Here is a 23,592-nt window from a genome sequence, read left to right on the forward strand (position 1 = left end):
GGTGTGCCCCTTATCCGTCCGCGTCCGAAACCGTCGAAGAGGGGGAGAGGGCCAGTCTGGGCAAGGCGCCTTACTTTGCTTTCCGCAAGGCTCTGCGCCGCGCCGCGGTCATATCTTCAGTCCTTCCGCCGGCCAGATCTCCGTATCGTGATCGGGATGCTGGAACGAGATGATCCGCTCCTGCTGGGCGTAGAAATCCGGGTCCTGAAGGACTGGCTTTTCGAAGATCGTTTCCACCCAGGGCAGCCGCGAAGCGTGATTCACCTGAATCTGCGGGGCGAGATCATCGCGCTCATCGAAGGCGCCGATAGCGATTTCGAGACCACCGGGGTGGCGATAGGTCATCGGCGTGCCGCAGTTCTTGCAGAAGCCGCGCTCGATGTTGATGGAGGATTGGAAATAGGTCGGTTCGCCGCGCGTCCATTCCAGCCCTTCATCCGGCGCCGTCACCAGTGCGGAGAAGAAACTGCCGAATTGCTTCTGGCACATGCGGCAATGGCAGATCGATGGCCGGCCGAGTTGACCGCGAATGCGAAACCGCACCGCGCCGCACTGGCATCCTCCGCTTCTGGTCGCTTCAGTCATGGCGCTTCTCCTGTGGCCAGCTTTGGGTATCATGATCAGGGTGTTGGTAAGATACGATATCGACCACGAAGGGCGCCTGTTCGGCATCCTCCTCCGTGCGGTGCCCCGGCAATAGATGCAGCCGGTCGACGAAGTCGAGTTTGGCTTCCGTTCCGTATTGCACGACGGGCGGCAACTTGGAGGGATCGTCGAAGGCGCCGGCGGCAATTGCGATGCCATCCGGCGCCTCATAAGTCAGCGGCGTGCCGCAATCCCCGCAGAAGCCGCGCTTCACATAGTTGGAGGATTGAAACATTTTCCGCTCGCCGCGTGTCCAAGTGAGATCGGCACCGCGCGTCGAGACCAGCGGCGCGTAATAAGCGCCGAAGGCCTTCTGACACATGCGGCAATGACAGATCGACGCATCCTTCAGCTCGCCCCGCACTCGGAAACGAACCGCGCCGCACTGACAGCCGCCGGTGTGGGTGATGCTCACCGCTTGAGCTCCCAAGTCGTGATGCGCTCGCCTGTCGCCGGATCCTTGCCGTCCTTCAGCTGGACGCCCTCAGCCAAAAGTGCATCGCGGAGCTTGTCGGCTTCAGCGAAATTCTTCGCCTTCAGCAGCTCCAGGCGCTGACGCACCTTGGCGTCTATCTCGGCGACGACAGCCTCGTCGACCTCGGCCTTTTTCGGCAGCAGGCCGAGAAGATCGGCGCTGGCTGCGAAGACCGGCAGGAGGCTGGCATCGGCGTTGGCGGCTTGCGCGAGCGCATGCAGCGCCTGGATAGCGGCGACGGTGTTGAGATCGTCACCGAGGGCGGCAAGCACCGTTTCATCCGGAGAGGCCCCGCCGACGTCAGCCGCCGGCCATTTGGCGATCAGCCGCTCCGCCTCTTCGAGGCGTTTCACCGAGAAGTCGATCGGCTCGCGGTAATGCGTCATCAGCATCGCAAGCCGCAGCACGTCGCCGGGCCAAGTCCGCTCGCCGAGCTTCTCAGTCTGCAAAAGCTCATAGATCGTGACGAAATTGCCTTCCGATTTCGACATCTTGCGGCCTTCGACCTGCACGAAGCCATTATGCATCCAGACATTTGCCATGGCATGCGTGCCATGGGCGCAACGTGACTGGGCGATCTCGTTTTCATGGTGAGGGAAGATCAGATCCAGACCGCCGCCATGAATATCGAAGACATCGCCGAGGTAACGCCCGCTCATGGCAGAGCATTCGATATGCCAGCCCGGTCGGCCGCGACCCCACGGGCTTTCCCAGCCGGGCTCGTTCTCGTCCGACAGCTTCCAGAGCACGAAATCGCCGGGGCTCTTCTTGTGTTCGTCGACCGCGACGCGGGCGCCTGCCTGCTGCTCGTCGAGATTGCGCTTCGAGAGCTGGCCGTAGTCGGCCATCGATTTCGTGTCGAACAGCACTTCGCCGGCCGCCCGATAGGCATGGCCCTTGGCAATCAGGGTTTCGATGATCGCGATCATCTGCGCGATATTGTCGGTCGCTCGCGGCTGCACGGTCGGTTCAACGCAGCCAAGTGCCGTCGTGTCGTCGCGATATTGCCGCTCTGTCTTCTCCGTCACCAGACGGATTGCCTCGTTGAGCGGCAACCCAGGATGGTCGCGCAGGGCGCGCGCGTTGATCTTGTCGTCGACGTCGGTGATGTTGCGGACATAGGTGACATGGCTATCGCCATAGGCATACCGTAGCAGCCGGAAGAGCACATCGAAGACGATGGCCGGGCGGGCATTGCCGATATGGGCGAAGTCATAGACCGTGGGGCCGCAAACATACATGCGGACGTTGTTGCGGTCGATCGGCTGGAAATCGACTTTTTCGCGCGTCAGCGTGTTGTAGAATTTCAGTTGCGGCACGGCGGCCATGTCACTCTCCCAAAAGCATAGATCCAAAAAAAAATCGTTACCGGCCGGCCGGAACGTTTGTCATCTTGGATTTTGGGAGACGAAAACGGCCAGACCAGCGAAGCGCTAGCGAATAATTTTCCGGCAGATAATGCAGATAACCGTTTTCATGGCAGGCTTTATCGCGCGCCGGATGAATTTGGTCAAGTGGGCACAAAGCCTCTCCCGTGCGGGGAAAGGCTGTTTTTTATTCCGGCATCCGGTAGTCGACGAGCTTGTTCTCGCGCACGACGAAGAGCTTGCCGGTTTCGGTGACATCGGCGCCCATGAGCGGCAGGATTGCCTGAGCGACTTCGCGAGGATGCGGCAGCGTATCCGGATCTTCGCCGGGCATGGCTTGGGCGCGCATGGCGGTGCGGGTCGCGCCCGGATCGACACTGGTGATGCGCAGGGGCGTGCTTTGGGTTTCGCCCGCCCAGGTTCGCGCAAGTGCCTCGACGGCAGCCTTGGACGCGGAATAGGCACCCCAGAACGGCCGGCAGCGGTGCGCGGCGGCCGAGGACAGGATCACGGCGCGCCCGGCTTCAGAACGCATCAGCAGCGGTTCCACGGAGCGGATCAGCCGCCAGGTAGCGGTGACGTTGACGGTCATTACCTTCTCGAAGACTTTTGCTTCGATATGGCCGATCGGCGAGATCACGCCGAGTACGCCGGCATTGGCGACGAGGATGTCGAGCTTGCCCCAGCGTTCGAAGATCGAGCCGCCAAGTGCGTCGATGGCGTTCATGTCGGCGAGGTCGAAGGGAACCAGCGTTGCCGAACCGCCGGCCGCCTTGATGGCATCGTCCAGCTCCTCAAGGCCACCCACCGTGCGAGCGCAGGCGATGACGTGCGCGCCGGCCTTGGCCAGTTCCAGTGCCGTGAAATAGCCGATACCGCGCGATGCGCCCGTGACGAGGGCGATCTTGTCCTTAAGATTGACGCTCATGCTGCCTTGATCCGAAATATTGGGAAAAGAAGGGGGCGAGCCGCCCCTATCGACCGTGACTTGGTTCAGCCGTTGCTGGCGAGAACGGAAAGCTTGCGAACGTTGCTGATGCTTTCGTTGTCGAGCAGGCGCGTCGGGTAGTCGCCGGTGAAGTAGTGGTCGGTGAATTGCGGCTGTGCATTGTTGCGCAGCTCGCCGCCGACAGCCCGGTAAAGCCCGTCGATCGACAGGAATTCCAGCGAATCGGCGCCGATGAAGTCGCACATCGCCTTCAGGCTGGTATATTGGTTGGCGAGCAGCTTTTCGGCGTCGGGCGTGTCGATACCGTAGAAATCCGGATAGAAGATCATCGGACTGGCGACGCGGATATGCACTTCGCGGGCGCCGGCTTCACGGATCATCTGCACGATCTTCACCGAGGTCGTGCCGCGCACGATGGAATCATCCACGAGCACGACACGCTTGCCTTCGATGATGGCGCGATTGGCGGAATGCTTGAGCTTGACGCCGAAAGCACGGATCTGCTGCGTCGGCTCGATGAAGGTGCGGCCGACATAGTGGTTGCGGATGATGCCGAGCTCGAAAGGAATACCGCTTTCCTGCGCGTAGCCGATCGCAGCTGGCGTGCCGCCATCGGGCACGGGCACGACGACGTCAGCCTCGATCGGGGATTCCTTGGCGAGATTGATGCCCATGTTCCGGCGCGCGACATAGACGTTACGGCCGCCGACAACGGAATCGGGACGGGCGAAATAGACATATTCGAACAGGCAGAGCCGCTCCGGCTTGGCAACCTCGGGCTTGCGTGCATCGATCGTGATCGAACCGTCGGGCTGGATCTCGCAGATGATAACCTCACCGTTTTCGACGTCGCGTACGTATTTCGCACCGATGATATCAAGGGCGCAGGTTTCCGAACAGAAAATCGGCTTGCCGTCGAGTTCGCCCATCACAAGCGGCCGGATGCCGATCGGATCGCGGGCGGCGATCAGTTTCGTGCGCGTCATGGCGAGCATCGAATAGCCGCCTTCCATCTGGCGGATGGCATCGATGAAGCGATCGGAGGAAGAGGCCTGTTTGGAGCGGGCAATGAGATGGAGAACGACTTCGGTATCCGAATTCGACTGACAGATGGCGCCGTCGGCGATCAGTTGCCGGCGCATGGTCAGGCCATTGGTGAAATTGCCGTTATGCGCGATCGCGATGCCGCCGACTTCCAGTTCGGCAAACAGCGGCTGCACATTGCGAAGAACGGCATCGCCCGTCGTCGAGTAGCGCACATGGCCCATCGACCGGTCGCCGGGTAGGCGGGCGAGCGTTGCGGGATCGGTGTAGTGGTCGCCGACGAGACCCATGCGCCGCTCCGAATGGAAGCGCTGGCCGTCGAAAGAGACGATGCCAGCCGCTTCCTGGCCGCGATGCTGCAAGGCGTGCAATCCGAGCGCGGTCAACGTCGCCGCATCGGGGTGCCCCAAAATGCCAAACACGCCGCACTCTTCATGCAGCGTGTCGCCGTCGATATCATTCTCGATGGAAAGGGAATGGTTCATGGCTGCTGGCCTTTGCTCTCAACGTGGGCGGAACGGGCGGCGTCACGACTGACTACTACAATAGCTGAAAATCCGGCCGGAAAATATATCGGGCCGGATTATCGTGTTTCATGCCGCTCACATGGCGATTATCGTGCGGCAGGTCAAGCCTGTAAACGCATTGTCAATTGTTTGTCTGCGGCGCCGGTGCGTCGTCCGGTGGGGCGGTATCGTTGTCGCCACCTTGCTGTGGCTGCGACTGTTGCTGCTGCTGGTTCGGGGCGATCTTGTTGAGGATCTCCGGCGGCAGCATCGCCTGCACGTTTTCAGGGAGCGCCGATTTCAGCTTTTCAACCATCGAATCGAGGAAGGGCTTCGACTTGGCATTGTTGACCCAGTCCGGTCGGGCGGCAGGGGCGACAAGCCAGTTCCAGAAGGCAACGACGACAACCATCAGGAGCAGGCCGCGAGCCGCGCCGAACAGGAAGCCGAGCGTCCGGTCGAGCGCGCCGATGCGGCTGTCGATGATGAAATCGGCGATCCGGATGGTGATGAAGGAGATGATGATCAGCGCCAGCAGGAAGATGACGCCGGCCGAAGCGATCGTCGCGATCTTGGTATCGGCCTTGTACTGAAGCGCATAGGGAAGCAGCAGGGGATAAAGATAGTAAGCGGCGACGGCCGAACCGCCCCAGCTGACGATCGAGAGAATTTCGCGCGAAAAGCCTCGAACCATGGCCAGAACGGCGGAGAATAGAAGAACGCCGATAACAATACCGTCGAAAATCGTAATGGGCATGTATAATCCACTTCAAGACTTGCCGCACCATGTGGCGGGCATCGGCCTCAGTACGAGCCTCTTCTACGTCAAGGACGGCTGAAGTATGGCTCAGTCTTCATCTTCCGCACGCTTGAGCGCGCCCTTCGACCCGGCAATGCGCGCGACCAAATCCGGCAGGCTTTCAATCTCGCTCCAGCGCCCGCCATTGACCTTTGGCAGGTCGGCGGAAGCGGCAGGCAGAAGGGCCGCGGAAAATCCCAGCTTCTCGGCTTCCTTGAGACGCTGGCCGGTGTGCGCAACCGGCCGGACGGCGCCCGACAGGCTGACTTCGCCGAAATAGACGCAATCGGCGGGCAGAGCAAGACCGGCCAAGGAGGAAACCAGTGCAGAAGCGACCGCGAGGTCGGCAGCCGGCTCGGAAATGCGGTAGCCGCCCGCCACATTCAGGTAAACATCGTGCTGACCGAGGCGAACGCCGCAATGGGCTTCCAGCACGGCGAGGATCATCGACAATCGCGCCGAATCCCAGCCGATCACGGCGCGTCGCGGCGTGCCGAGCGATGTCGCCGCCACCAATGCCTGCACCTCGACCAGGATGGGTCGCGTGCCTTCCATGCCCGCAAACACCGCAGCGCCCGGCGATTTGGAGTTGCGCTCGCCGAGGAAAAGTTCGGACGGATTGGCCACGTCGCGCAGACCCATGTCGGACATTTCGAAGACGCCGATTTCATCGGTCGGGCCGAAGCGATTCTTGACGGTGCGCAGGATGCGATAGTGATGCCCGCGATCGCCCTCGAAATAGAGGACCGCATCGACCATATGCTCGACGACACGCGGACCGGCGATCTGACCATCCTTGGTGACATGGCCGACCAGCACCATCGCCGCACCGGTCTGCTTGGCAAAGCGGATCATCGCCTGCACGCCGGTGCGTACCTGGGTAACCGTGCCGGGTGCCGATTCGGCGAGCTCGCTCCACAAGGTCTGGATGGAATCGATGATCACAAGGTCAGGTCGCTTGCCCTCGGCAAGCGTCGCCAGAATGTCTTCTACATTGGTTTCCGCTGCCAGCATGACATCCGTGTCGGCGGCCTGTAGGCGCTGTGCGCGCAGTCGAACCTGCGCCACGGCTTCTTCGCCTGATACATAGACGATCTTGTGCCCGCGGCGTGCAAGTGCCGCCGCCGCCTGCATCAGCAGCGTCGACTTGCCGATGCCGGGATCGCCGCCGACCAACACCGCCGAGCCGCGCACGAAGCCGCCGCCTGTGGCGCGGTCGAGTTCGGAAATGCCGGTATGGATGCGCGGCGCTTCCTCGATCTCGCCCGAGAGTGACGTAAGCGTAACCGGCTTGCCCTTCCGAGGCGTCTTCGCCGGGCCGCCGCCGATCCCGCCCATGGGATCTTCCTCAACGATGGTGTTCCATGCGTCGCAGCTGTCGCACTTGCCCGCCCAGCGGTTGTGGATGGTGCCGCAGTTCTGGCAGATGAATTGTGTACGGGCCTTAGCCATAGAATGCTGTTCTCAAAGTTCAATTGCTCCGCTTTCGCGGCGAATCGCTCGGGCTGTCAGATAATGTCTTTCGCTGCCTATCAAAACTAATGATTTCCGTATCAACGGTGATCGTGCGAGCCTTTATGCCAGCCTTTTTTAGGATGGTGACCGATGTTCGACTATTCGCTGGCCCACTGGATTGCCTTTCTGACCGCAGCAATCCTCCTCAATTTGTCGCCGGGGCCGGATATCGCCTTCATTCTCGGTCATACGATCAGAAGCGGTATGCGTTCCGGTTTTGCGGCCCTGTTCGGGATCTGGAGCGGCGCTTGCCTGCATGTGCTGATGGCTGCGGCGGGGCTGTCGGCGATCCTGGCTGCCTCGGCGCTCGCTTTCTCTGCCATCAAGTGGATCGGCGCCGCCTATCTGATCTGGCTCGGCATACAGGCGCTTCGCTCCAGGGGTGAGGGCGGCTGGATCAAGGAAGCCGGCAAGGCGCAGTCCTCGGGTCGCATCTATCGGCAGGGCATTCTCGTTTCTCTGCTCAATCCGAAGGTCGCGATCTTCTTTCTTGCCTTCCTGCCGCAATTCGTCGTCGAAGGCGCAGGCCCGGTTTGGGCACAGCTACTGCTGCACGGCAGCCTGATTATCGCCGTTGCTGCCTTTGTCGAGCCGCCGCTCGTCCTGCTCGGCAGCCGCCTGACAGCGGCTCTCCGGCGCAATCGCAACCTTGGGCTTTGGCTCGATCGCGGGCTTGGCACTTTGCTCGTCGCGCTTGGCGTTCGCTTGGCAATCAGCGCTCGCTGAAGCGCCGACCGCAAAGTGAGCAGGAGTTTCCACTGTTGCGGAGATGCGCCAATATCGGGCTATTCTTCGATCTCTTCCGAGATATACCGCCGCTCGTGCCTGAGACCCATGCTCGTCAGCATCTCGTAGCCGATCGTGCCGGCGGATCGGGCCGCATCGTCAACCAGGACATTGCTGCCGAAGAGTTCGATATAGTCGCCGGCACGGACCAGATTTTCCGGCAGATCGGTCACATCGAAGATCGTGAGGTCCATGGTGATGCGACCGGCAACCGGGACCTTGTGTCCGGCAATGAAGCCATGGCCGGCAACCACGTCCGTCTGGCGCAGCGGCACGCCGGCGCTCGATAGGCTGCGCATGTAACCATCAGCATAACCGGCAGAGACGATCGCCAACCGGCTGTCGCGCGTCAACCGAAGCGCGCGGCCGTAGCCCACCGTTTCCCCCGCTTTGACGGAGCGGGTCTGGATGATCCGGGCCTCCGCGGTTGCCACCGGGCGCATCGGATTGGCGATGCCGGGTATGGCCTCGCCGCCGTAAGTGGCGATACCGGGGCGGGTGAGATCGAAATGATATTCCGGCCCGAGAAGGATACCGGCCGAATTGGCAAGGCTCGCCTCGATGCCTTCGAAGGCGGTGCTGACCTTGCGGAAGGCGTCCAGCTGCTGCTGGTTCATCGCGTTGGTTGGGTCGTCTCCACAGGCAAGGTGGCTCATCACGAGCACCGGTGCGAAGCTTGCCGGGCGGGAGACGTCGTTGGCGAGCGCGATCGCGTCTTCCATGGGCAGACCCAGCCGATTGAAGCCCGTGTCGACCTGCAGGGCGCAGGGATAGTCGCCATATTCTGAAAGCACCGACATCCAGAAGGTCAGCTGCTCTTCCGAGGCGATGACGGGAACGAGATCGTTATCGAAGAATGTCCGTTCCATGCCTGGCCAGATGCCGCAGAGCACGAAGATCCGTGCTTCAGGTGCATAGAGGCGCAAGGTCGCGCCTTCATCCGCCGTAGCGACGAAGAAATCGCGGGCGCCGGCCGAATAAAGGGTCTCGCCGACATCCTCGATGCCGAGGCCATAAGCGTCGGCCTTGACGACGGCGGCGGTGCGGGCTCTTCCCGAACGATGAGCCATGTCGCGCCAGTTTTCGACAAGAGCGCCGAGATCGACCGTCAACCGCAGGCCGGCGGAAGCGAAAGCGTCATTGTCATCGAAATTGTCTGTCATGGAGCCGCCTTAACGAAGAAATGGCCGGAGCTACGCATCAGCTTGGCGAAAATCTGCAAGCCTGATGCGTAGATTCAAATAGGTGGAGCGGCCGTTGTGCTTCCGAAAGGAAGTACGGCGCTCTACTGTCACTCCGGCCAGGATAGTGGTCATCTATGAAAAGAAAAAGTGCTGCGGCGCACATATGCGCCGCGAAGCGCCTTCGTCAGTGTTCTTCGTATTGAATGAACGAGGAATCGGCGAGATCTGCGAAGCGGGTGAATTCCGACTGGAATGCAAGTCTCACGGTGCCTGTAGGTCCATGGCGCTGCTTGGCGATGATCACATCGGCCGTACCCTTCACGCGCTCGAACTGGGCTTCCCATTCGGCGTACTTAGGGTCGTTGATATCGCGCGGCTCGGCATTCTTTACGTAGTATTCCTCGCGGAACACGAAGAGCACGACGTCGGCGTCCTGCTCGATGGAGCCGGATTCACGAAGGTCGGAAAGCTGCGGCCGCTTGTCTTCGCGGCTTTCGACGGCACGCGAGAGCTGGGAGAGCGCGATGATCGGAACGTTCAGCTCCTTGCCGAGCGCTTTCAGGCCGGTGGTGATCTGGGTGATTTCCTGGACGCGGTTCTCGTTCGATTTTCCCGAGCCGGTCATCAGCTGAACGTAGTCGACCACCAGCACGTCGAGGCCCCGCTGCCGCTTCAGACGGCGAGCGCGCGCTGACAATTGCGCGATCGAGATACCACCGGTCTGGTCGATATAGAGCGGCACCTTCTGCATCATCATCGAGCATGCGACCAGCTTCTCGAAATCAGCGTCGTTGATGTCGCCGCGGCGGATTTTCGACGAGGAGACTTCCGTCTGCTCTGAGATGATACGGGTGGCGAGCTGCTCCGACGACATTTCGAGCGAATAGAAGCCGACGACGCCGCCGTTCTTTGCCTTGGTGGAGCCGTCTGCCTGCACTTCGCCTTCGAACGAGGCGGCGATATTATAGGCGATATTGGTGGCGAGCGAGGTCTTGCCCATGCCGGGACGGCCCGCAAGGACGATCAAGTCGGAGCGTTGCAGGCCACCCATCTTGCTGTCCAGCGAGTGGATGCCGGTGGAAATACCCGAAAGGCCGCCGTCGCGTTCTTTGGCGACCGCCGCCATGTCGATCGCCAGTGCCACCGCGTCGTTGAATGCCTGGAAGCCGCCGTCATAGCGGCCGTTTTCCGCAAGTTCGAACAGCCGGCGTTCGGTATCTTCGATCTGTGTCTGCGGCGGCATGTCGAGCGGCGCATCAAAGGCGATGTTGACCATATCCTCGCCGATGGTGATCAACGCCCGGCGCAGCGCCAGGTCGTAGATGGCGCGTCCATAGTCTTCCGCATTGATGATCGACACTGCTTCGACGGCGAGGCGAGCGAGATACTGCGCGACCGTCATGTCGCCGACCTTCTCGTCCGCTGGCACGAAGCTCTTGATGGTCACGGGATTGGCCGTCTTGCCCATGCGGATGATGTCGCCGGCGACTTCGAAGATCTTCCGATGCAACGGCTCATAGAGGTGGATCGGCTTCAGGAAGTCGGAGACGCGATAATAGGCATCGTTATTGACGAGGATGGCGCCGAGCAGAGCCTGTTCCGCCTCGATATTGTTGGGCGCTTCGCGGTAGTGCTGTTCGGCGGGAGCAATGGCGGCGAGCTTGCGCGCAGCTTCGTTCATTTTCCATCTCTTCGTGCTTTAGGATATCGACTGGTTTGCGACGATCCGTTGTCACGGTCAACAGCGCAAACGCATGAGCATGTGGAGCGTTACAAATCGGTCCGGTCTATCAACGTTGTTCCACTCGTCCACAGGGACAGATTTTCGCCCCATAAAAAATTTCTTGTGGCCACTTTGCAACGCAAGGATCGACACACGAATCACATAGGCAGCTTATTCGTGGGGATCATTTTAGCGGGGTCTTTCAAGGTGTGCATTAGCTGTTGCGGCCATCGCGCTTGAAAAATCGTGAAAATCTGTTTATTTCCTATGATTTAGGGTAGGGTGCTAATAGTATAAAGTTGCAATAATGTCCGGAACGCCATCAAGACAAGAACTTTTCGACGATCTTTTTGCATTCAATCGCAAGCTGAGGGCCGCGTTTGACGCGCTTGTTCGCGAACACGGCATGACGCTGTCTCGCGCCCGGGTTTTTCGCAAGCTCTCACGCAGGGATGGGATCAACCAGAGGGAGCTTGCCGACGAGTTGGAGCTTGAGACGCCAACGCTCGTGCGCATCCTCGATGCCATGGAGGCGCAGAATTTCATCGAGCGCCGCCCGGCCCAGTCCGACCGCCGTGCCAAGCAGATCTTTATGACCGAATCCGGAAAAGTCGTTGCCGCCGAGGTCGAGGCTCTTGCCACCGGTGTGCGTGCGGATATCTTGGAAGGAATTTCGGACGAGGATATCGGCGTAGCGCTCAAGGTTATCCGCGCGATGACGGCCAACGTCCAGAACGTGGGTAAATCATGAGGTAGCGTATGAGCGGTGATCCGGGTTCGGTCGCCAACACGGAAGCCAACGCCGTCCCCCCCGCTTCGCCGCCTATGCCGGGCTGGAAAGTGCCGCTCTATATTGCGGCATCCGTCATGTTCTTTTTGACCCAGGGCCTGGGTCTCAATCTTGCTTTTGCCAATCTCACCCAGATTCAGGGAACCATCGCGGCAACAACTACCGAATCCGCATGGCTCTCGGCCGCCTATATGGCGCCCAATGTCAGTCTCGCCATCGCATTGGTGAAAATCCGCCTGCAATATGGAGTGCGCAATTTTGCCGAGGTCAGCATTCTCGGCTTCGTGCTCGCCTCGTTGCTCAACCTCTTCGTTTCGGATCTGCATTCGGCAATCGTCGTCCGTTTCTTGAGCGGCATCGCCGGCGCGCCACTCTCGACGCTCGGCTTCCTCTACATGCTGGAAGCCTTCGAGCCGGCGAAGAAAATGACCGTCGGCGTCAGTCTGGCGATGACGAATACGTTGCTCGCCGCCCCCATCACCCGCCTCGTGTCACCGTCGCTTCTCGATTATGGCGAGTGGCGTGGTCTCTATACGCTCGAGATGGCGCTGGCGCTGCTCGTGATGCCGATCATCTATCTCCTGCCGTTGACGCCGCCGCCGCGCGTCAAGGTCATCGTTCTCGGCGATATCTTCAGCTATATGCTAGTCGCGATCGGTTTCGGCTGTCTGGCTGTCGTTCTCTCGGTCGGCCGCCTCTATTGGTGGCTGGAGGTGCCCTGGCTCGGCATCGTGCTGGCGCTCGGCATCGCGTCGATCACCGCCGCCATTGTCGTCGACCTCCGACGGTCGACACCGCTGATCGACGTGCGCTGGCTCCTGCGGCCGGAAATCCTGCATCTGACGGCGATCCTGCTGATTTTTCGTCTCATTGCCGCCGAGCAGACTTATGTCGTCATGACCTTCTATCAGAGCGCCGTGGGGTTGCTCTACGATCAGCTCTCCATGTTGTACTGGATCATCCTGGCATTTTCGATCATCGGCGGGCTTATCTGTACCGTCTTCATGAGCTACGGCTTCACCTGGCAGATCCAGTTCGTCGCGCTCATCCTGATGGGTGTAGGTTGCTTGATGGATGCGCAGGTCACGAACCTGACGCGGCCGGAGCAGATGTATCTCAGCCAGGCGCTTGTCGCGGCCGGCGCTGCGCTGTTCCTGCCACCCTCCATGTCCGAGGGCTTCAAGGCAGCGATATCCAAAGGGCCGCCTTATCTGGTGACCTTCTTCGTCGTTTTCACCTTCACGCAGAGCATCGGCGGCCTCATCGGCTCGGCCTTCTACGGCACGCTCATTATCATTCGCGAGAAGTTCCATTCGGCAGTGCTGACCGAGCGCGTACTGCTGACCGACCCGCATGTGGCCGACCGCGTCAGCCAGCTTTCAGCCTCCTATGGCAAGGTGATCGGCGATAGCGCACTTCTGAAAGGAGAGGGGCTGGCGCTGCTCAGTACACAGGTGAGCCGAGAGGCCAATATGCTTGCCTATGGCGACGCATTCCTTGTTGCTGCAGCGATCGCCTTTCTGTCGCTGGTCGGGCTCACCATCCATGTCATTTATCGCTTTGTCAGAACCAGGCTTGCGGAAGATCGGTCGCAGGTCGTGACAACAAACCCATGAGGATATGAAGTAGCTCCATGTCGAGGCTCGTTCGCTCCCCAATCGAAGTCATCGCGGTTCTGGCCGGCATCGGCGGCGTCATGCTGGTGCTGTATGCCTGGCATCTGCCGCCCTTCAAAACCTCCGTCGAGACCACCGACGACGCCTATGTCAAAGGCTATGTCACCACCATCAGCCCGCAGGTCAGCGGCTATATCACCGAAGTGCCGATCAAGGACTATAAGCTCGTCAAGGAAGGCGACGTGCTCGCACAGATCGACGACCGCATCTACAAACAGAAGGTGGCGCAGGCGCGCGCGACGCTTGCCGGGCAAAAGGCTGCACTCGCGAATTCGCAGCAGCAGGAACAGGCGGCCAAGGCCGGCATCGTCTCCAGCCAGGCGCAGATCGATAGCGCCAATGCCGCGCTGAAGCGTGCCCAGCTTGCCGCCGACCGCGTGACGACGCTGGTCGCCAAAGGCGTATCGACGACAAGCGATTCCGAACAGGCGCAGGCAACGCTGCAGCAGGCGCAAGCCGCGGTCAATCAGGCGAAGGCTGCGCTCGACGTCTCCCAGCAGAACCTGACCACCATCATCGTCAATCGTGCTTCGCTTGAGGCGGGTGTCAGCGGTGCCGAGGCCGCGGTACAGCTTGCCGATATAGATCTGGACAACACGACGATCCGGGCGCCTCAGGACGGGCGTGTCGGAGAGGTCGGCGTTCGCCTCGGCCAGTATGTGACATCAGGCACGCAGCTTATGGGCCTCGTGCCGAAGGACGTCTGGGTCATTGCCAATTTCAAGGAAACGCAGCTTGATGGCATGAAGCTGGACCAGCCGGCCACCATCTCCGTCGATGCGCTCGGACATCGCGAGATCAAGGGCCGTATTCAGCGCTTCTCGCCGGCGGCGGGCTCGGAATTCGCTGTCATCAAACCCGACAATGCCACGGGGAATTTCACCAAGGTTGCCCAGCGCCTCGGCGTCAGGATCAAGATCGAGGATGGTCAGCCCCTGGCGGACGAACTGGCGCCCGGCATGTCCGTTCTCGTCTCGATCGACAAGGACTCGGCCCCGCTGCCGGAGGCCAAGACTGGCGACTGACCGAAAGATACGCTTCATTCTCCGTCCGTAATAAAAAAAAGCCTGGGTCGTTAGACCCAGGCTTCTTCATTCGCAACTGTGCGAAAGCTTGAAAATCAAGCTTCGTCTTCGGCGTTGCCGTCAGCTTCCGGATCGAAGAAGTCTTCCGGACGCAGAGCGTCTTCGTCGATGCCGTAGATGGCGTCGGCAGAGGTGAGGGTTTCACCCTTGGACTGACGCTCGGCTTCTTCAGCGGAACGGGCAACGTTCAGCTCGACCTTGATTTCGACTTCGGCATGAAGAGCGATGGCAACGTCGTGCAGGCCAATAGCCTTGATCGGCGTGTTCAGGTGAACCTGGCTGCGGCCGATGTTGAAGCCTTCGGCTGCGAGGATTTCAACGACGTCACGAGCAGCGACCGAACCGTAGAGCTGGCCGGTTTCGCCAGCCGAGCGAACGACGATGAAGGACTTGCCGGCGAGAACGTCGGCAACCTTCTGGGCTTCGCTCTTGCGCTCCAGGTTACGAGCTTCGAGCGTCGAGCGCTCGGCTTCGAAACGGGCCTTGTTGGCGGCGTTGGCGCGCAGCGCCTTGCCGAGCGGCAGCAGGTAGTTACGAGCAAAGCCGTCGCGAACCTTTACGGTTTCGCCCATCTGGCCGAGCTTGGAGATACGTTCGAGAAGAATGACTTCCATTTTCTTGTTCCTTTCGATGTCAGATTTTCGTGTCAGTTGGTTTGGATGTATCGGCATTCTTGTGCGGGGTCAGCGATATCGCCTTGCGGGTATCGTAGAGGCCGAGAACAAGGATGATGAAGAGCGGCAGCGTCAGCAGGAAGGACGCGAGGTAGCAAAGCACCAGCACCGGAATGCGCCAGTCCTTGCCACGCGTGCGATAATGCAGTGACGCGAAGCCGGAAACGATGAAGCCCGCGCCGAAGGCGCCGAGCACGGCGGCGGCAATAAGCGCCAGCACGCCACCGAAGAAGATGACCACGATTGCCGCTAGGAAGACGAAGATCGCGTTGCGGTTCATGCGCAGCGACGAGGGGATATCCTCGCGCGGGCGGAGATTGTGCTTCGAGGCGGCAACGATGCGCGCGGCCACATAATAGGCGGCCAGCATCATCATGACCCAGATCATGCCCCAGGCGATCGGGATCGCATAGAGCATGAGCATCTTGGTCTTCGCGATTGCCACCGGATCGAGGTCGAGCGTCGGTTGCTGCTGGCTCATGACCTTGACGTAAACGTCCACCACTTGGCTGACGAGATCGGCGTTGTAGCCCATGACCGCGCCGGCGATGATGATAACGACGGCGGAAGCGGCGCATAGATGCAGCATGATGTCGGAGAGCGGATACCAAGCCATCAGGTGGTCCGGGCCGCCAAGTTCGGATGCTGGCCGTGCCAGATTGGCAAGATGGCTGAGCCACGCCGGAATCAGCGCCAGCACGATGGCAAACATCCCGAAATACATCGACTGCACAACTGTGCCGACAATGCCGGCGGCCACGACGGCCGTGATGACGGCTACATTGCCCCAGCCGAGGCCGACGATCAGGATGGGAAGAGCGGAAAGCGCGCCGAAAAGGATAAACAGCAACGGCTGAAGCGTCGCGCCATACACGAGTAAGGCGGCGGTCAGACCGGCGAGTGCGCCGATGCCAAGCTCTTTTGCGTTCAACTTTTTCACGTCGCTGTCCTGCTTCATATCGAGCAGTTAGAGGATGCTTTCGGCACTCGAGCCAGAAAACCGTCCCCAACATGGGGTTTCAAGGTTCCGATTCGCGCCCATCGCGAAAGGGAGAAAGGAAGGCATTGCTGCCTTCCCCTTATTCATTCTGCGTCAGGTGCTATTAAGCGACGACGTAGGGCAGCAGGCCGAGGAAACGGGCGCGCTTGATCGCCTGGGCGAGTTCGCGCTGCTTCTTCTGAGAAACGGCCGTGATGCGGGAAGGAACGATCTTGCCGCGCTCGGAAATGTAGCGCTGCAGGAGACGAACGTCCTTGTAGTCGATGCGCGGCGCATTGGCGCCCGAGAACGGGCAGGTCTTGCGGCGGCGATGGAACGGACGACGGACCGGTGCGGAGGAAACTTCAGACATTCTCAAATCTCCTTATACGCGGTCTTCGCGCGGACGGCGCGGACGGTCTTCGCGGTCACCACGATCCGGGCGCGGACCACGATCGCCGAAGCTGCGCTCCGGACGGTCGCCGTCACGACGCGGACGGTCGTCACGGTCGCGCTTCTGCATCATGGCAGACGGGCCTTCTTCGTGCTTCTCGACAGCGATCGTCATGTAACGCAGGACGTCTTCGCTGATGCGCATCTGGCGTTCCATTTCCTGGATCGCAGCGGCCGGAGCATCGATGTCCATCAGGGCGTAGTGAGCCTTGCGGTTCTTCTTGATGCGGTAGGTGAGGGACTTGAGGCCCCAGTTTTCGATACGCCCGACTTTACCGCCGTTAGCTTCGATAACACCCTTGTACTGTTCTACGAGGGCGTCGACCTGCTGAGCGGAAATATCCTGTCGGGCAAGGAATACATGTTCGTAAAGAGCCATGGATAGCTTTGCCTTTCTTGCGTTGGTCTGAACCCGGTATTCGGCGGCTAAGCCTCAACGACTGCTCCTGAGAGGGGTAACCCCAAGCAAGAAAAGCGTTTCCGAGACGGTCGAGAGCGGAGACACGGGAGGCTGGAACACTTCCGTTCCGAACGATTCCCCTCTCGGAAAACCGGCCCTCCGTTCAGCCACCAGCCAGAAGACCGGGTTGCGAACAGGGCGGCTTATACGGATTTTTGCGCGAAAGGCAAGGGGCACGGGGGAATTGGACGATTTAGACGCCCGAACCGTTATTGGAGCATTGGCGACGGCCAACGAAGCGTATGCCACCCGGCGAGCCTTGTGGCGGTCTTGAAACTCATTATTCTGCGGCGCGGCAAATGTCGTGCATGAAATTGCAAGCCGCAATCGGAGCTGGAGATGACACAAGTGGCTGAACCGACCTTCGAAACGCTATCTGCCCAATGCGGCATAACCCTCCCGCCGATCCTCAGCAGGCTGCTCGAGGAGGGTAAAACAGACTATGGCAGGGACCAGGCAGACTGGAAACTGAATTGGCGCGACTACACTTTGAATGCGCAGCCAATTCTTTCTTGTGTCTATGATCTGGAATGGATCAGTGTCGACAAGGCCCTCCAAATTGTCGAAATTTGGCTGAACCCGACCTTTCAGAACGGGCGGAGATTTCTACCGTTTGCAATATCCGGAGCAGGCGATGCCTATTGCCTGATGCCGATGGCCAATGGCGGGATCGGAGCCGGATTGGTCTGGCATGATAAAGCGCAAAGCGCGGTGGAAATGCCTTCGTTCGAAAGCTTCATTTTCAGCAAACTGGTGGAAAGCGCCGCCGATCTCGAACATCTCCTGGATGATTTCACACCCGATGAAGCGCGGCGCAGTGTCATTGCGAATATCGAGGTGATCACCCCCTATTTGCCAAGGGACTTGAGGGACGGACTGCAAATATTGATCTCCGGGGATTTGGCCGGCGACGAAAGTGATCCCAGCTTGATAACGGTGGAAACAGCCGAGACAGCCCTGAGCCTATTGCCAACCTTCGAAAAGGAATATTTTTCAGTGGTGCCGCGCTGGGAGTGCGGCAGGCGCTAATGCTGGGCGGATGGGAAGAAAACGCGAGCGGGCGGCGATGATTGCTGAGCAATGACCGTTCAGAGCTGCGTGTTGGGCACGGCAAACTGGCGCTTGGCGTTCAAAATTCCCTGGAAATGGCTTGGGTATCGGCCGAATACCGGCTCCTACACTCGAATTGCCTGCCGGTTACGCTACCGTCATGATACTCTCCATCAATTCCGGCCAATACGGACCATTCATGCGCATCTTTCTCGTCCGACATGGCGAATCCCTGGGCAATATCGATGACCGCGCCTACCGGCAGTTCGGTGATCACAATGTTCCGTTGACCGAATGGGGGCACCGGCAGGTGCTGCGGGCTGGCCAGGCAATCGCGACTTATCTCAAAGGCTTGCCGAATGCGGAATTGCGCAAGCTGAACGTCTGGTATTCACCCTTTCTAAGGACAAGGCAGAGCAAGGATGCGCTGCTTGAAGTTTTGCCGGCCGACCTGATCGACGACGTCAGGGAGGACTATCTGTTGCGCGAACAGGATTTCGGCCTCTTCACCGAAATCTACGATCATGCCGAACAGAAGCGGAAATTCCCTGACGAATTCGAGAAATGGGCGAGGCTGCGCAATAATAACGGCAAGTTTTATGCGCGGCCGCCGGATGGAGAAAGCCGCGCCGACGTCGCCCAGCGCGTACGCCTGTTCCTGCAGACCGTCATGCACGATGCCGAAAACGGCAAGAATAATGTCATCATCGTCGGCCATGGCGTGACCAACCGCGCCTTCGAGATGAATTTCCTCCACCATCCGGTCGACTGGTTCGAGCAATCGGACAATCCGGGAAATGCCGACGTGACCTTGATCGAGGGGCGGAGTGCAAAAGGCTATAGTTCGACGCTGCTTCACAAGTCCGTGGATCGGGTGAAAGGGCAGGAGGAGCTGAAGGAGGCTTATGGTTCGGAATTGGCGATCACGCCAAAGGCGGAGCAATAACTGCTTGCAGCGGTCTATCGGACATTCGTGGCGGTGTTAGAGGCCTATGCACCGTGCCAAGCTTAATCCCGCGCAACTTTTGAAATACGCGCTGCAATCATGACTTGTGAAATGATTGGACCTATGAAAATCATGACTTGGCAGATGTCGGGGGCTTGGTTGTGAAAGTAACGAGAAAAAGCTTTACCATGGCAGGTCTTGCTTTGGGCCTTACCCTTGTTGCTCAGGGTGCAACAGCGAGACTGAGTTACGAAGTTCAAAACTTGAAAGATGGTTCTAAGTTTATCATGGTAAGCGGTCAGTTCGAAGCTGACGATGACTTGGCCATATTTCGCGATAAAGTTCTTTCCAGCCATGCATACTCCGTTAGTTTCTTTAGTGGCGGCGGAAACGTATACAAGGCCATGGAGTTTGGTCGTCTGATCCGATCTCTGGGCCTCCAAACCGTGGCTGCGCGAGGCTCGGAATGCGCCTCGGCTTGTTCCTTGTCATTTCTTGGCGGGGTAACTCGGTATGCCGAGCCGGGCGCAATCGGCGTTCACAAATCCTCGTTCGCAGACACCAGTGGAATGAGTGTCGAGCATGCCGTTGCGGCCGTCCAACAGCAAACCGCCGACGTGATTTCCTACATGAGCGAAATGGGCGTCGATCCTCTTTTGCTGCAGCTTGCCCTCAAATACGATAGCAATGATATTCGTTATTTGTCATCGAGCGAAATGACACAGTTTCGGGTGACGACGGTGTCGTTCCAAGAGGTTCATGAATCTGATGTCAAATCGCCGTCTGGTGAAGCTCAGGCACCGATTGCTGATGGACGCAAAGCGGTAAAGACGCTGAATGAGGAGCCGCCACTTCTGCAAGTTCCTGTTCCAAGAAGCGGTATCGTTCAAGATGATAGTGGGTCGGCCTTATTAAAGACCAGTCGGGATATGCGCTCCAAGACGATTGCGGCTTTTGCGAATGGAAGCGAGTTGCAGATCATGAAGAACATTGGCGACTGGTATCGCGTGTCAATCGGCAAAAAGACCGGTTATATGCGGCAGCCTTCGGTGTGGGTGCGTGAGTTTGAAGAAAATCAGTTCGGGAAACGATACATTGAAATAACCACCGAAAAGTCTTTAGAGGCCGCAATATCCCTAGCCAAGCGGTCATTTATTCCAATGGCAGTTCATTTAACCGCACAGGGGCGTTATGCTGTCACGATTGTGGGCACGTATGGGGGGAACATTGATTCCCTCGTATTTCAGCCGTTAATTAACACCAAAAGCATCCCTCCGACCGCCTTCGTTACTTATGGCAATAATTACGTTCGAGAAATCTGCTGCAGCGCTTCTACCGCAACAGCCGAGTAAGCGGGCAAACTTGCCCGCTTATTGGTTTTGAGCCCTATCGGCACACTCTTCACATCGGCATCGGATACTTCCGGTGCACCTGCTCGATCTCGGCCAAGGCCTCCGCCGGAAGCGTGACATAAGCTGACGCGATATCGGTCTCGAGCTGCGCCATCGTCGTTGCGCCGATGATGGCCGAGGTCATGAAGGGCTTGGTCAGGCAGTAGGCGAGTGCCAGTTTGGAGGGATCGATGCCGTGCTTGGCTGATATTTCGAGGTAGGCCTTGACCGGCGGTTCCTGCAGCGGCTGCAGGCGCCCGCCAATATCCGTGTTGATCGAGCCGCGCGAGCCCGCAGGGCGTGCGCCGCCGACATACTTGCCTGAGAGGATACCGCCCGCGAGCGGCGAGTAAGCGAGCAGCCCGACATCCTCGTGATGCGACAGTTCGGCCAGATCGAGGTCGAAGTGCCGGTAGAGCAGATTGTATTCGTTCTGCGTGGTGGCGACGCGCGGCAGGCCTTTTTGCTCTGAAATCGTCAGATGTTTCTGGATGCCCCATGTCGTCTCGTTCGAGAGGCCGATGGCGCGGATCTTGCCGGCCTTCACCAGCGTGCCCATCGTCTCGAGGATCTCGGTGATATCGGCGATTGCCTTCTCGCGATCCTGATTGAAGGGGTTGTAGCGCCAGTTCTGGCGGAAATGGAAATGGCCGCGGTTTGGCCAGTGAACCTGATAGAGGTCGATGTAATCGGTCTTCAGCCGCTTCAGGCTGGCGTCAACGGCTGCATTGATGTTGGCGGCATCCGGCCCCTGTCCCCCTCGCAGATATTCGCGGCCGGGACCCGCGACCTTGGTGGCGAGCACGATGTCCTTCCGCTTGCCGGTCTTCTCGAACCAAGTGCCGATATATTCTTCCGTGCGCCCTTGTGTCTCGGGACCGACTGGTGTCGTCGGGTACATTTCGGCGGTGTCGAAGAAATTGATGCCCTTGCTGACGGCATAATCCATCTGCTCATGCGCCTCGGCTTCGCTATTCTGCGTGCCCCAGGTCATCGTGCCCAGACAGATCTGCGAGACGGAAATATCAGTGCGGCCTAAATTGTTATATTTCATGGGAAAACCTTGGAAAACGGCAGAAAAACCTGAGGGAGGGGATCGGGGGAATTTAGGCTCGAATTGAGCAAGCGCAAGAAGAAAATCATTCTGTTTCGCAAGCGCAAAAGCTTGTGGCTCCGGGACTTGCGCTATTGACTCCACCGCAAACAATGTCATTGGGAAGCAAAACGACCCCCAAAAGGACGCTTTATAATGACTGTTGCTTTCACATTTCCCGGCCAGGGCAGCCAAGCCGTCGGTATGGGCAAGGATCTTGCCGACAATTTCGCCGAGGCGCGCGCCGTCTTCGAAGAGGTCGATGAAGCGCTCGGTGAAAAGCTCTCCGACGTCATCTTTAATGGCCCGGAAGACAAGCTGACGTTGACCGCCAATGCTCAGCCGGCGCTGATGGCTGTGTCGATGGCGGTCATCCGCGTTCTGCAGGCACGTGGCCTCGATCTGAAGAGCAAGGTCGCCTATGTGGCCGGTCATTCGCTCGGCGAATATTCCGCGCTCTGCGCCGCCGGAACCTTCTCGCTTGGCGACACGGCGCGGCTTCTCCGTATTCGCGGCAACGCCATGCAGGCGGCTGTTCCCGTCGGCGTCGGCGCCATGGCCGCGATCATCGGCCTCGAACATGCCGATGTCGTCGCCGTCTGTGCGGAAGCATCTGCGCTGGGCGCCTGTCAGATCGCCAACGACAATGGCGGCGGTCAGATCGTCATTTCCGGCGAGAAGGCCGCGGTCGAGAAGGCTGCCGAGCTTGCGACCGCCAAGGGTGCCAAGCGCGCCATTTTGCTGCCGGTCTCCGCGCCTTTCCATTCCGCGCTGATGGCCCCGGCTGCCGAAGCGATGCGCGAAGCGCTCGCCGGCGTCGCCAAGAACAATCCGGTCGTGCCTGTCATTGCCAACGTCAAGGCGGCTCCGGTCACGAATGCCGACGAGATTGCCAGGCTGCTGGTCGAACAGGTCACCGGCCAGGTGCGTTGGCGCGAGACGGTGGAATGGTTTGCCGCCAACGATGTCACGACATTGTACGAGATCGGCGCCGGCAAGGTGCTGACGGGCCTGGCCCGCCGCATCGACAAGTCGGTCAACGGCATTGCCGTCAACAATGCTGCCGATATCGACACGGCGCTTGCCGCATTGCTCGGCTGAAAATCTAGAAGCGAGGGAAACACATGCTTGATTTGACCGGCCGCAAGGCCCTGGTAACCGGCGCATCCGGCGGCATCGGCGAAGAAATCGCCCGGCTGCTGCACAAGCAGGGCGCCATCGTCGGCCTGCATGGCACGCGTGTCGAAAAGCTGGAGACGCTGGCGTCCGAACTGGGCGATCGCGTCAAGATCTTCCCGGCCAACCTGTCGGATCGCGACGAGGTGAAGGCGCTTGGCGTCAAGGCGGAAGAGGAACTCGGCGGCGTCGATATTCTCGTCAACAATGCCGGCATCACCAAGGACGGCCTCTTCGTGCGTATGAGCGACGACGACTGGGATGCCGTTCTGGAAGTGAACCTCACTGCCGTCTTCCGCCTGACGCGCGAGTTGACCCATCCGATGATGCGCCGCCGCTATGGCCGCATCATCAACATCACCTCCGTCGTCGGTGTGACGGGCAATCCCGGCCAGGCCAACTACTGTGCCTCCAAGGCCGGCATGGTCGGCTTCACCAAGTCGCTGGCCCAGGAAATCGCTACCCGCAACGTCACGGTCAACTGCGTTGCTCCGGGCTTTATCGAAAGCGCGATGACGGGCAAGCTGAACGACAAGCAGAAGGAAGCCATCATGGGAGCCATTCCCATGAAGCGCATGGGCACGGGTGCGGAAGTCGCTTCCGCTGTTGCCTATCTCGCTTCTTCGGAAGCCAGCTACGTCACGGGTCAGACGATCCATGTCAACGGCGGCATGGCTATGATCTAAAGGAATTGCTATTGGGAGGGAACTTTCCCTCCAATAGCATGTTGAGCAACCCGGAGCCGGCTATTTTCTGGCTTTGCGACGGACTTAAACCGTGTTAAGCGGGCCATGACTGTGAACAGTCGTCCGGAAAATGCAGACGG

The 23,592-nt window shown here is 59.4% G+C and carries 23 protein-coding genes; 9 read left to right on the forward strand and 14 right to left on the reverse strand.

The features are described from left to right. Positions 1 to 108 precede the first annotated feature (108 nt). The 7 genes from ACIQJ2_RS17685 to radA form a co-directional block, all read right to left on the reverse strand. Entirely contained in the window at positions 109 to 585 is a 477-nt protein-coding gene (locus ACIQJ2_RS17685) for a GFA family protein (RefSeq protein ID WP_400667152.1), read from the reverse strand. After that, complete coding sequence (locus ACIQJ2_RS17690; RefSeq protein ID WP_400667150.1) at positions 578 to 1,060, reverse strand: GFA family protein; 483 nt, start codon at positions 1,058 to 1,060, stop codon at positions 578 to 580. The genes ACIQJ2_RS17685 and ACIQJ2_RS17690 overlap by 8 nt, the downstream gene beginning before the upstream one ends. Continuing rightward, the gene (gene cysS / locus ACIQJ2_RS17695; RefSeq protein ID WP_400667148.1) at positions 1,057 to 2,448 is read right to left on the reverse strand and encodes a cysteine--tRNA ligase; all 1,392 of its coding nucleotides are present in this window, start codon (positions 2,446 to 2,448) and stop codon (positions 1,057 to 1,059) included. Before cysS ends, ACIQJ2_RS17690 begins: the two co-directional genes overlap by 4 nt. 226 nt (positions 2,449 to 2,674) lie before the next feature. Then, the gene (locus ACIQJ2_RS17700) at positions 2,675 to 3,415 is read right to left on the reverse strand and encodes an SDR family NAD(P)-dependent oxidoreductase (RefSeq protein ID WP_400667146.1); all 741 of its coding nucleotides are present in this window, start codon (positions 3,413 to 3,415) and stop codon (positions 2,675 to 2,677) included. Between the two features lie 65 nt (positions 3,416 to 3,480). After that, positions 3,481 to 4,965 carry an amidophosphoribosyltransferase gene (gene purF, locus ACIQJ2_RS17705; protein WP_400667144.1) on the reverse strand — a complete coding sequence of 495 codons (1,485 nt, stop codon included), beginning with the start codon at positions 4,963 to 4,965 and terminating at the stop codon, positions 3,481 to 3,483. Positions 4,966 to 5,128: 163 nt separating this feature from the next. Further along, complete coding sequence (locus tag ACIQJ2_RS17710) at positions 5,129 to 5,743, reverse strand: CvpA family protein (protein WP_199088313.1); 615 nt, start codon at positions 5,741 to 5,743, stop codon at positions 5,129 to 5,131. Between the two features lie 90 nt (positions 5,744 to 5,833). After that, entirely contained in the window at positions 5,834 to 7,237 is a 1,404-nt protein-coding gene (gene radA / locus ACIQJ2_RS17715; RefSeq protein ID WP_400667142.1) for a DNA repair protein RadA, read from the reverse strand. A gap of 153 nt (positions 7,238 to 7,390) precedes the next feature. On the opposite strand from radA, the gene ACIQJ2_RS17720 reads away from it, so the two are divergent. After that, positions 7,391 to 8,026, forward strand: a complete 636-nt coding sequence (locus ACIQJ2_RS17720) for a LysE family translocator (RefSeq protein WP_199150723.1) — start codon at positions 7,391 to 7,393, stop codon at positions 8,024 to 8,026. A gap of 59 nt (positions 8,027 to 8,085) precedes the next feature. On the opposite strand, the gene alr is transcribed toward ACIQJ2_RS17720, so the two are convergent. Continuing rightward, positions 8,086 to 9,249 (reverse strand): alanine racemase, encoded by a 1,164-nt coding sequence (gene alr / locus ACIQJ2_RS17725; RefSeq protein WP_400667140.1) that lies wholly within the window; start codon positions 9,247 to 9,249, stop codon positions 8,086 to 8,088. A 205-nt stretch (positions 9,250 to 9,454) separates the two neighbouring features. Beyond that, positions 9,455 to 10,951 carry a replicative DNA helicase gene (locus ACIQJ2_RS17730; protein WP_092851542.1) on the reverse strand — a complete coding sequence of 499 codons (1,497 nt, stop codon included), beginning with the start codon at positions 10,949 to 10,951 and terminating at the stop codon, positions 9,455 to 9,457. Positions 10,952 to 11,300: 349 nt separating this feature from the next. On the opposite strand from ACIQJ2_RS17730, the gene ACIQJ2_RS17735 reads away from it, so the two are divergent. Genes ACIQJ2_RS17735 through ACIQJ2_RS17745 form a run of 3 tightly spaced genes read left to right on the forward strand, consistent with a single transcriptional unit; the run spans position 11,301 to position 14,484 of the window. After that, on the forward strand, positions 11,301 to 11,744 hold the full coding sequence (locus tag ACIQJ2_RS17735) for a MarR family transcriptional regulator (protein ID WP_199150721.1): 444 nt from the start codon (positions 11,301 to 11,303) through the stop codon (positions 11,742 to 11,744). An 8-nt stretch (positions 11,745 to 11,752) separates the two neighbouring features. Then, the gene (locus ACIQJ2_RS17740) at positions 11,753 to 13,399 is read left to right on the forward strand and encodes an MFS transporter (RefSeq protein WP_400667138.1); all 1,647 of its coding nucleotides are present in this window, start codon (positions 11,753 to 11,755) and stop codon (positions 13,397 to 13,399) included. A 17-nt stretch (positions 13,400 to 13,416) separates the two neighbouring features. Further along, entirely contained in the window at positions 13,417 to 14,484 is a 1,068-nt protein-coding gene (locus ACIQJ2_RS17745; protein ID WP_199150719.1) for an HlyD family secretion protein, read from the forward strand. 95 nt (positions 14,485 to 14,579) lie between these two features. Here the strand turns inward: ACIQJ2_RS17745 and rplI are convergent, their stop codons facing one another. From rplI to rpsF, 4 genes are all read right to left on the reverse strand, one after another. Further along, positions 14,580 to 15,158, reverse strand: coding sequence for a 50S ribosomal protein L9 (gene rplI, locus ACIQJ2_RS17750; protein ID WP_199150718.1), 579 nt, complete (start codon positions 15,156 to 15,158; stop codon positions 14,580 to 14,582). A gap of 19 nt (positions 15,159 to 15,177) precedes the next feature. Continuing rightward, positions 15,178 to 16,158, reverse strand: a complete 981-nt coding sequence (locus tag ACIQJ2_RS17755) for a DUF2232 domain-containing protein (protein ID WP_400667135.1) — start codon at positions 16,156 to 16,158, stop codon at positions 15,178 to 15,180. Positions 16,159 to 16,321: 163 nt separating this feature from the next. Next, entirely contained in the window at positions 16,322 to 16,570 is a 249-nt protein-coding gene (gene rpsR / locus ACIQJ2_RS17760; RefSeq protein WP_004122103.1) for a 30S ribosomal protein S18, read from the reverse strand. A gap of 12 nt (positions 16,571 to 16,582) precedes the next feature. After that, positions 16,583 to 17,029 (reverse strand): 30S ribosomal protein S6, encoded by a 447-nt coding sequence (gene rpsF, locus ACIQJ2_RS17765; protein WP_028753379.1) that lies wholly within the window; start codon positions 17,027 to 17,029, stop codon positions 16,583 to 16,585. 429 nt (positions 17,030 to 17,458) lie between these two features. On the opposite strand from rpsF, the gene ACIQJ2_RS17770 reads away from it, so the two are divergent. The 3 genes from ACIQJ2_RS17770 (at position 17,459) to ACIQJ2_RS17780 (ending at position 20,458) form a co-directional block, all read left to right on the forward strand. Beyond that, complete coding sequence (locus ACIQJ2_RS17770) at positions 17,459 to 18,139, forward strand: hypothetical protein (protein ID WP_400667132.1); 681 nt, start codon at positions 17,459 to 17,461, stop codon at positions 18,137 to 18,139. A gap of 220 nt (positions 18,140 to 18,359) precedes the next feature. Further along, on the forward strand, positions 18,360 to 19,106 hold the full coding sequence (locus ACIQJ2_RS17775; RefSeq protein ID WP_400667737.1) for a histidine phosphatase family protein: 747 nt from the start codon (positions 18,360 to 18,362) through the stop codon (positions 19,104 to 19,106). A gap of 137 nt (positions 19,107 to 19,243) precedes the next feature. Then, positions 19,244 to 20,458 carry a hypothetical protein gene (locus tag ACIQJ2_RS17780; RefSeq protein ID WP_199150839.1) on the forward strand — a complete coding sequence of 405 codons (1,215 nt, stop codon included), beginning with the start codon at positions 19,244 to 19,246 and terminating at the stop codon, positions 20,456 to 20,458. A 49-nt stretch (positions 20,459 to 20,507) separates the two neighbouring features. Here the strand turns inward: ACIQJ2_RS17780 and ACIQJ2_RS17785 are convergent, their stop codons facing one another. After that, positions 20,508 to 21,551, reverse strand: coding sequence for an aldo/keto reductase (locus ACIQJ2_RS17785; protein WP_400667129.1), 1,044 nt, complete (start codon positions 21,549 to 21,551; stop codon positions 20,508 to 20,510). Positions 21,552 to 21,746: 195 nt separating this feature from the next. On the opposite strand from ACIQJ2_RS17785, the gene fabD reads away from it, so the two are divergent. Next, complete coding sequence (fabD, locus tag ACIQJ2_RS17790; RefSeq protein ID WP_400667127.1) at positions 21,747 to 22,691, forward strand: ACP S-malonyltransferase; 945 nt, start codon at positions 21,747 to 21,749, stop codon at positions 22,689 to 22,691. Between the two features lie 23 nt (positions 22,692 to 22,714). Further along, complete coding sequence (gene fabG / locus ACIQJ2_RS17795; RefSeq protein WP_199088337.1) at positions 22,715 to 23,452, forward strand: 3-oxoacyl-[acyl-carrier-protein] reductase; 738 nt, start codon at positions 22,715 to 22,717, stop codon at positions 23,450 to 23,452. Positions 23,453 to 23,592: the final 140 nt, after the last annotated feature.

This window comes from Rhizobium sp. NPDC092011 (genome assembly GCF_044756305.1).
Lineage (GTDB): Bacteria > Pseudomonadota > Alphaproteobacteria > Rhizobiales > Rhizobiaceae > Rhizobium.

Excerpts from the sequence above, each read along its gene's own strand:
- ACIQJ2_RS17785 (WP_400667129.1), bottom strand. The coding sequence starts at position 21,551 with ATGAAATATAACAATTTAGGCCGCACTGATATTTCCGTCTCGCAGATC.
- ACIQJ2_RS17710 (WP_199088313.1), bottom strand. The coding sequence starts at position 5,743 with ATGCCCATTACGATTTTCGACGGTATTGTTATCGGCGTTCTTCTATTC.
- ACIQJ2_RS17720 (WP_199150723.1), top strand. The coding sequence starts at position 7,391 with ATGTTCGACTATTCGCTGGCCCACTGGATTGCCTTTCTGACCGCAGCA.
- ACIQJ2_RS17685 (WP_400667152.1), bottom strand. The coding sequence starts at position 585 with ATGACTGAAGCGACCAGAAGCGGAGGATGCCAGTGCGGCGCGGTGCGG.
- ACIQJ2_RS17775 (WP_400667737.1), top strand. The coding sequence starts at position 18,360 with ATGCGCATCTTTCTCGTCCGACATGGCGAATCCCTGGGCAATATCGAT.
- ACIQJ2_RS17700 (WP_400667146.1), bottom strand. The coding sequence starts at position 3,415 with ATGAGCGTCAATCTTAAGGACAAGATCGCCCTCGTCACGGGCGCATCG.
- rpsR (WP_004122103.1), bottom strand. The coding sequence starts at position 16,570 with ATGTCTGAAGTTTCCTCCGCACCGGTCCGTCGTCCGTTCCATCGCCGC.
- ACIQJ2_RS17745 (WP_199150719.1), top strand. The coding sequence starts at position 13,417 with ATGTCGAGGCTCGTTCGCTCCCCAATCGAAGTCATCGCGGTTCTGGCC.
- fabG (WP_199088337.1), top strand. The coding sequence starts at position 22,715 with ATGCTTGATTTGACCGGCCGCAAGGCCCTGGTAACCGGCGCATCCGGC.
- ACIQJ2_RS17730 (WP_092851542.1), bottom strand. The coding sequence starts at position 10,951 with ATGAACGAAGCTGCGCGCAAGCTCGCCGCCATTGCTCCCGCCGAACAG.
- ACIQJ2_RS17735 (WP_199150721.1), top strand. The coding sequence starts at position 11,301 with ATGTCCGGAACGCCATCAAGACAAGAACTTTTCGACGATCTTTTTGCA.
- alr (WP_400667140.1), bottom strand. The coding sequence starts at position 9,249 with ATGACAGACAATTTCGATGACAATGACGCTTTCGCTTCCGCCGGCCTG.
- radA (WP_400667142.1), bottom strand. The coding sequence starts at position 7,237 with ATGGCTAAGGCCCGTACACAATTCATCTGCCAGAACTGCGGCACCATC.
- purF (WP_400667144.1), bottom strand. The coding sequence starts at position 4,965 with ATGAACCATTCCCTTTCCATCGAGAATGATATCGACGGCGACACGCTG.
- fabD (WP_400667127.1), top strand. The coding sequence starts at position 21,747 with ATGACTGTTGCTTTCACATTTCCCGGCCAGGGCAGCCAAGCCGTCGGT.
- rpsF (WP_028753379.1), bottom strand. The coding sequence starts at position 17,029 with ATGGCTCTTTACGAACATGTATTCCTTGCCCGACAGGATATTTCCGCT.
- cysS (WP_400667148.1), bottom strand. The coding sequence starts at position 2,448 with ATGGCCGCCGTGCCGCAACTGAAATTCTACAACACGCTGACGCGCGAA.
- rplI (WP_199150718.1), bottom strand. The coding sequence starts at position 15,158 with ATGGAAGTCATTCTTCTCGAACGTATCTCCAAGCTCGGCCAGATGGGC.
- ACIQJ2_RS17740 (WP_400667138.1), top strand. The coding sequence starts at position 11,753 with ATGAGCGGTGATCCGGGTTCGGTCGCCAACACGGAAGCCAACGCCGTC.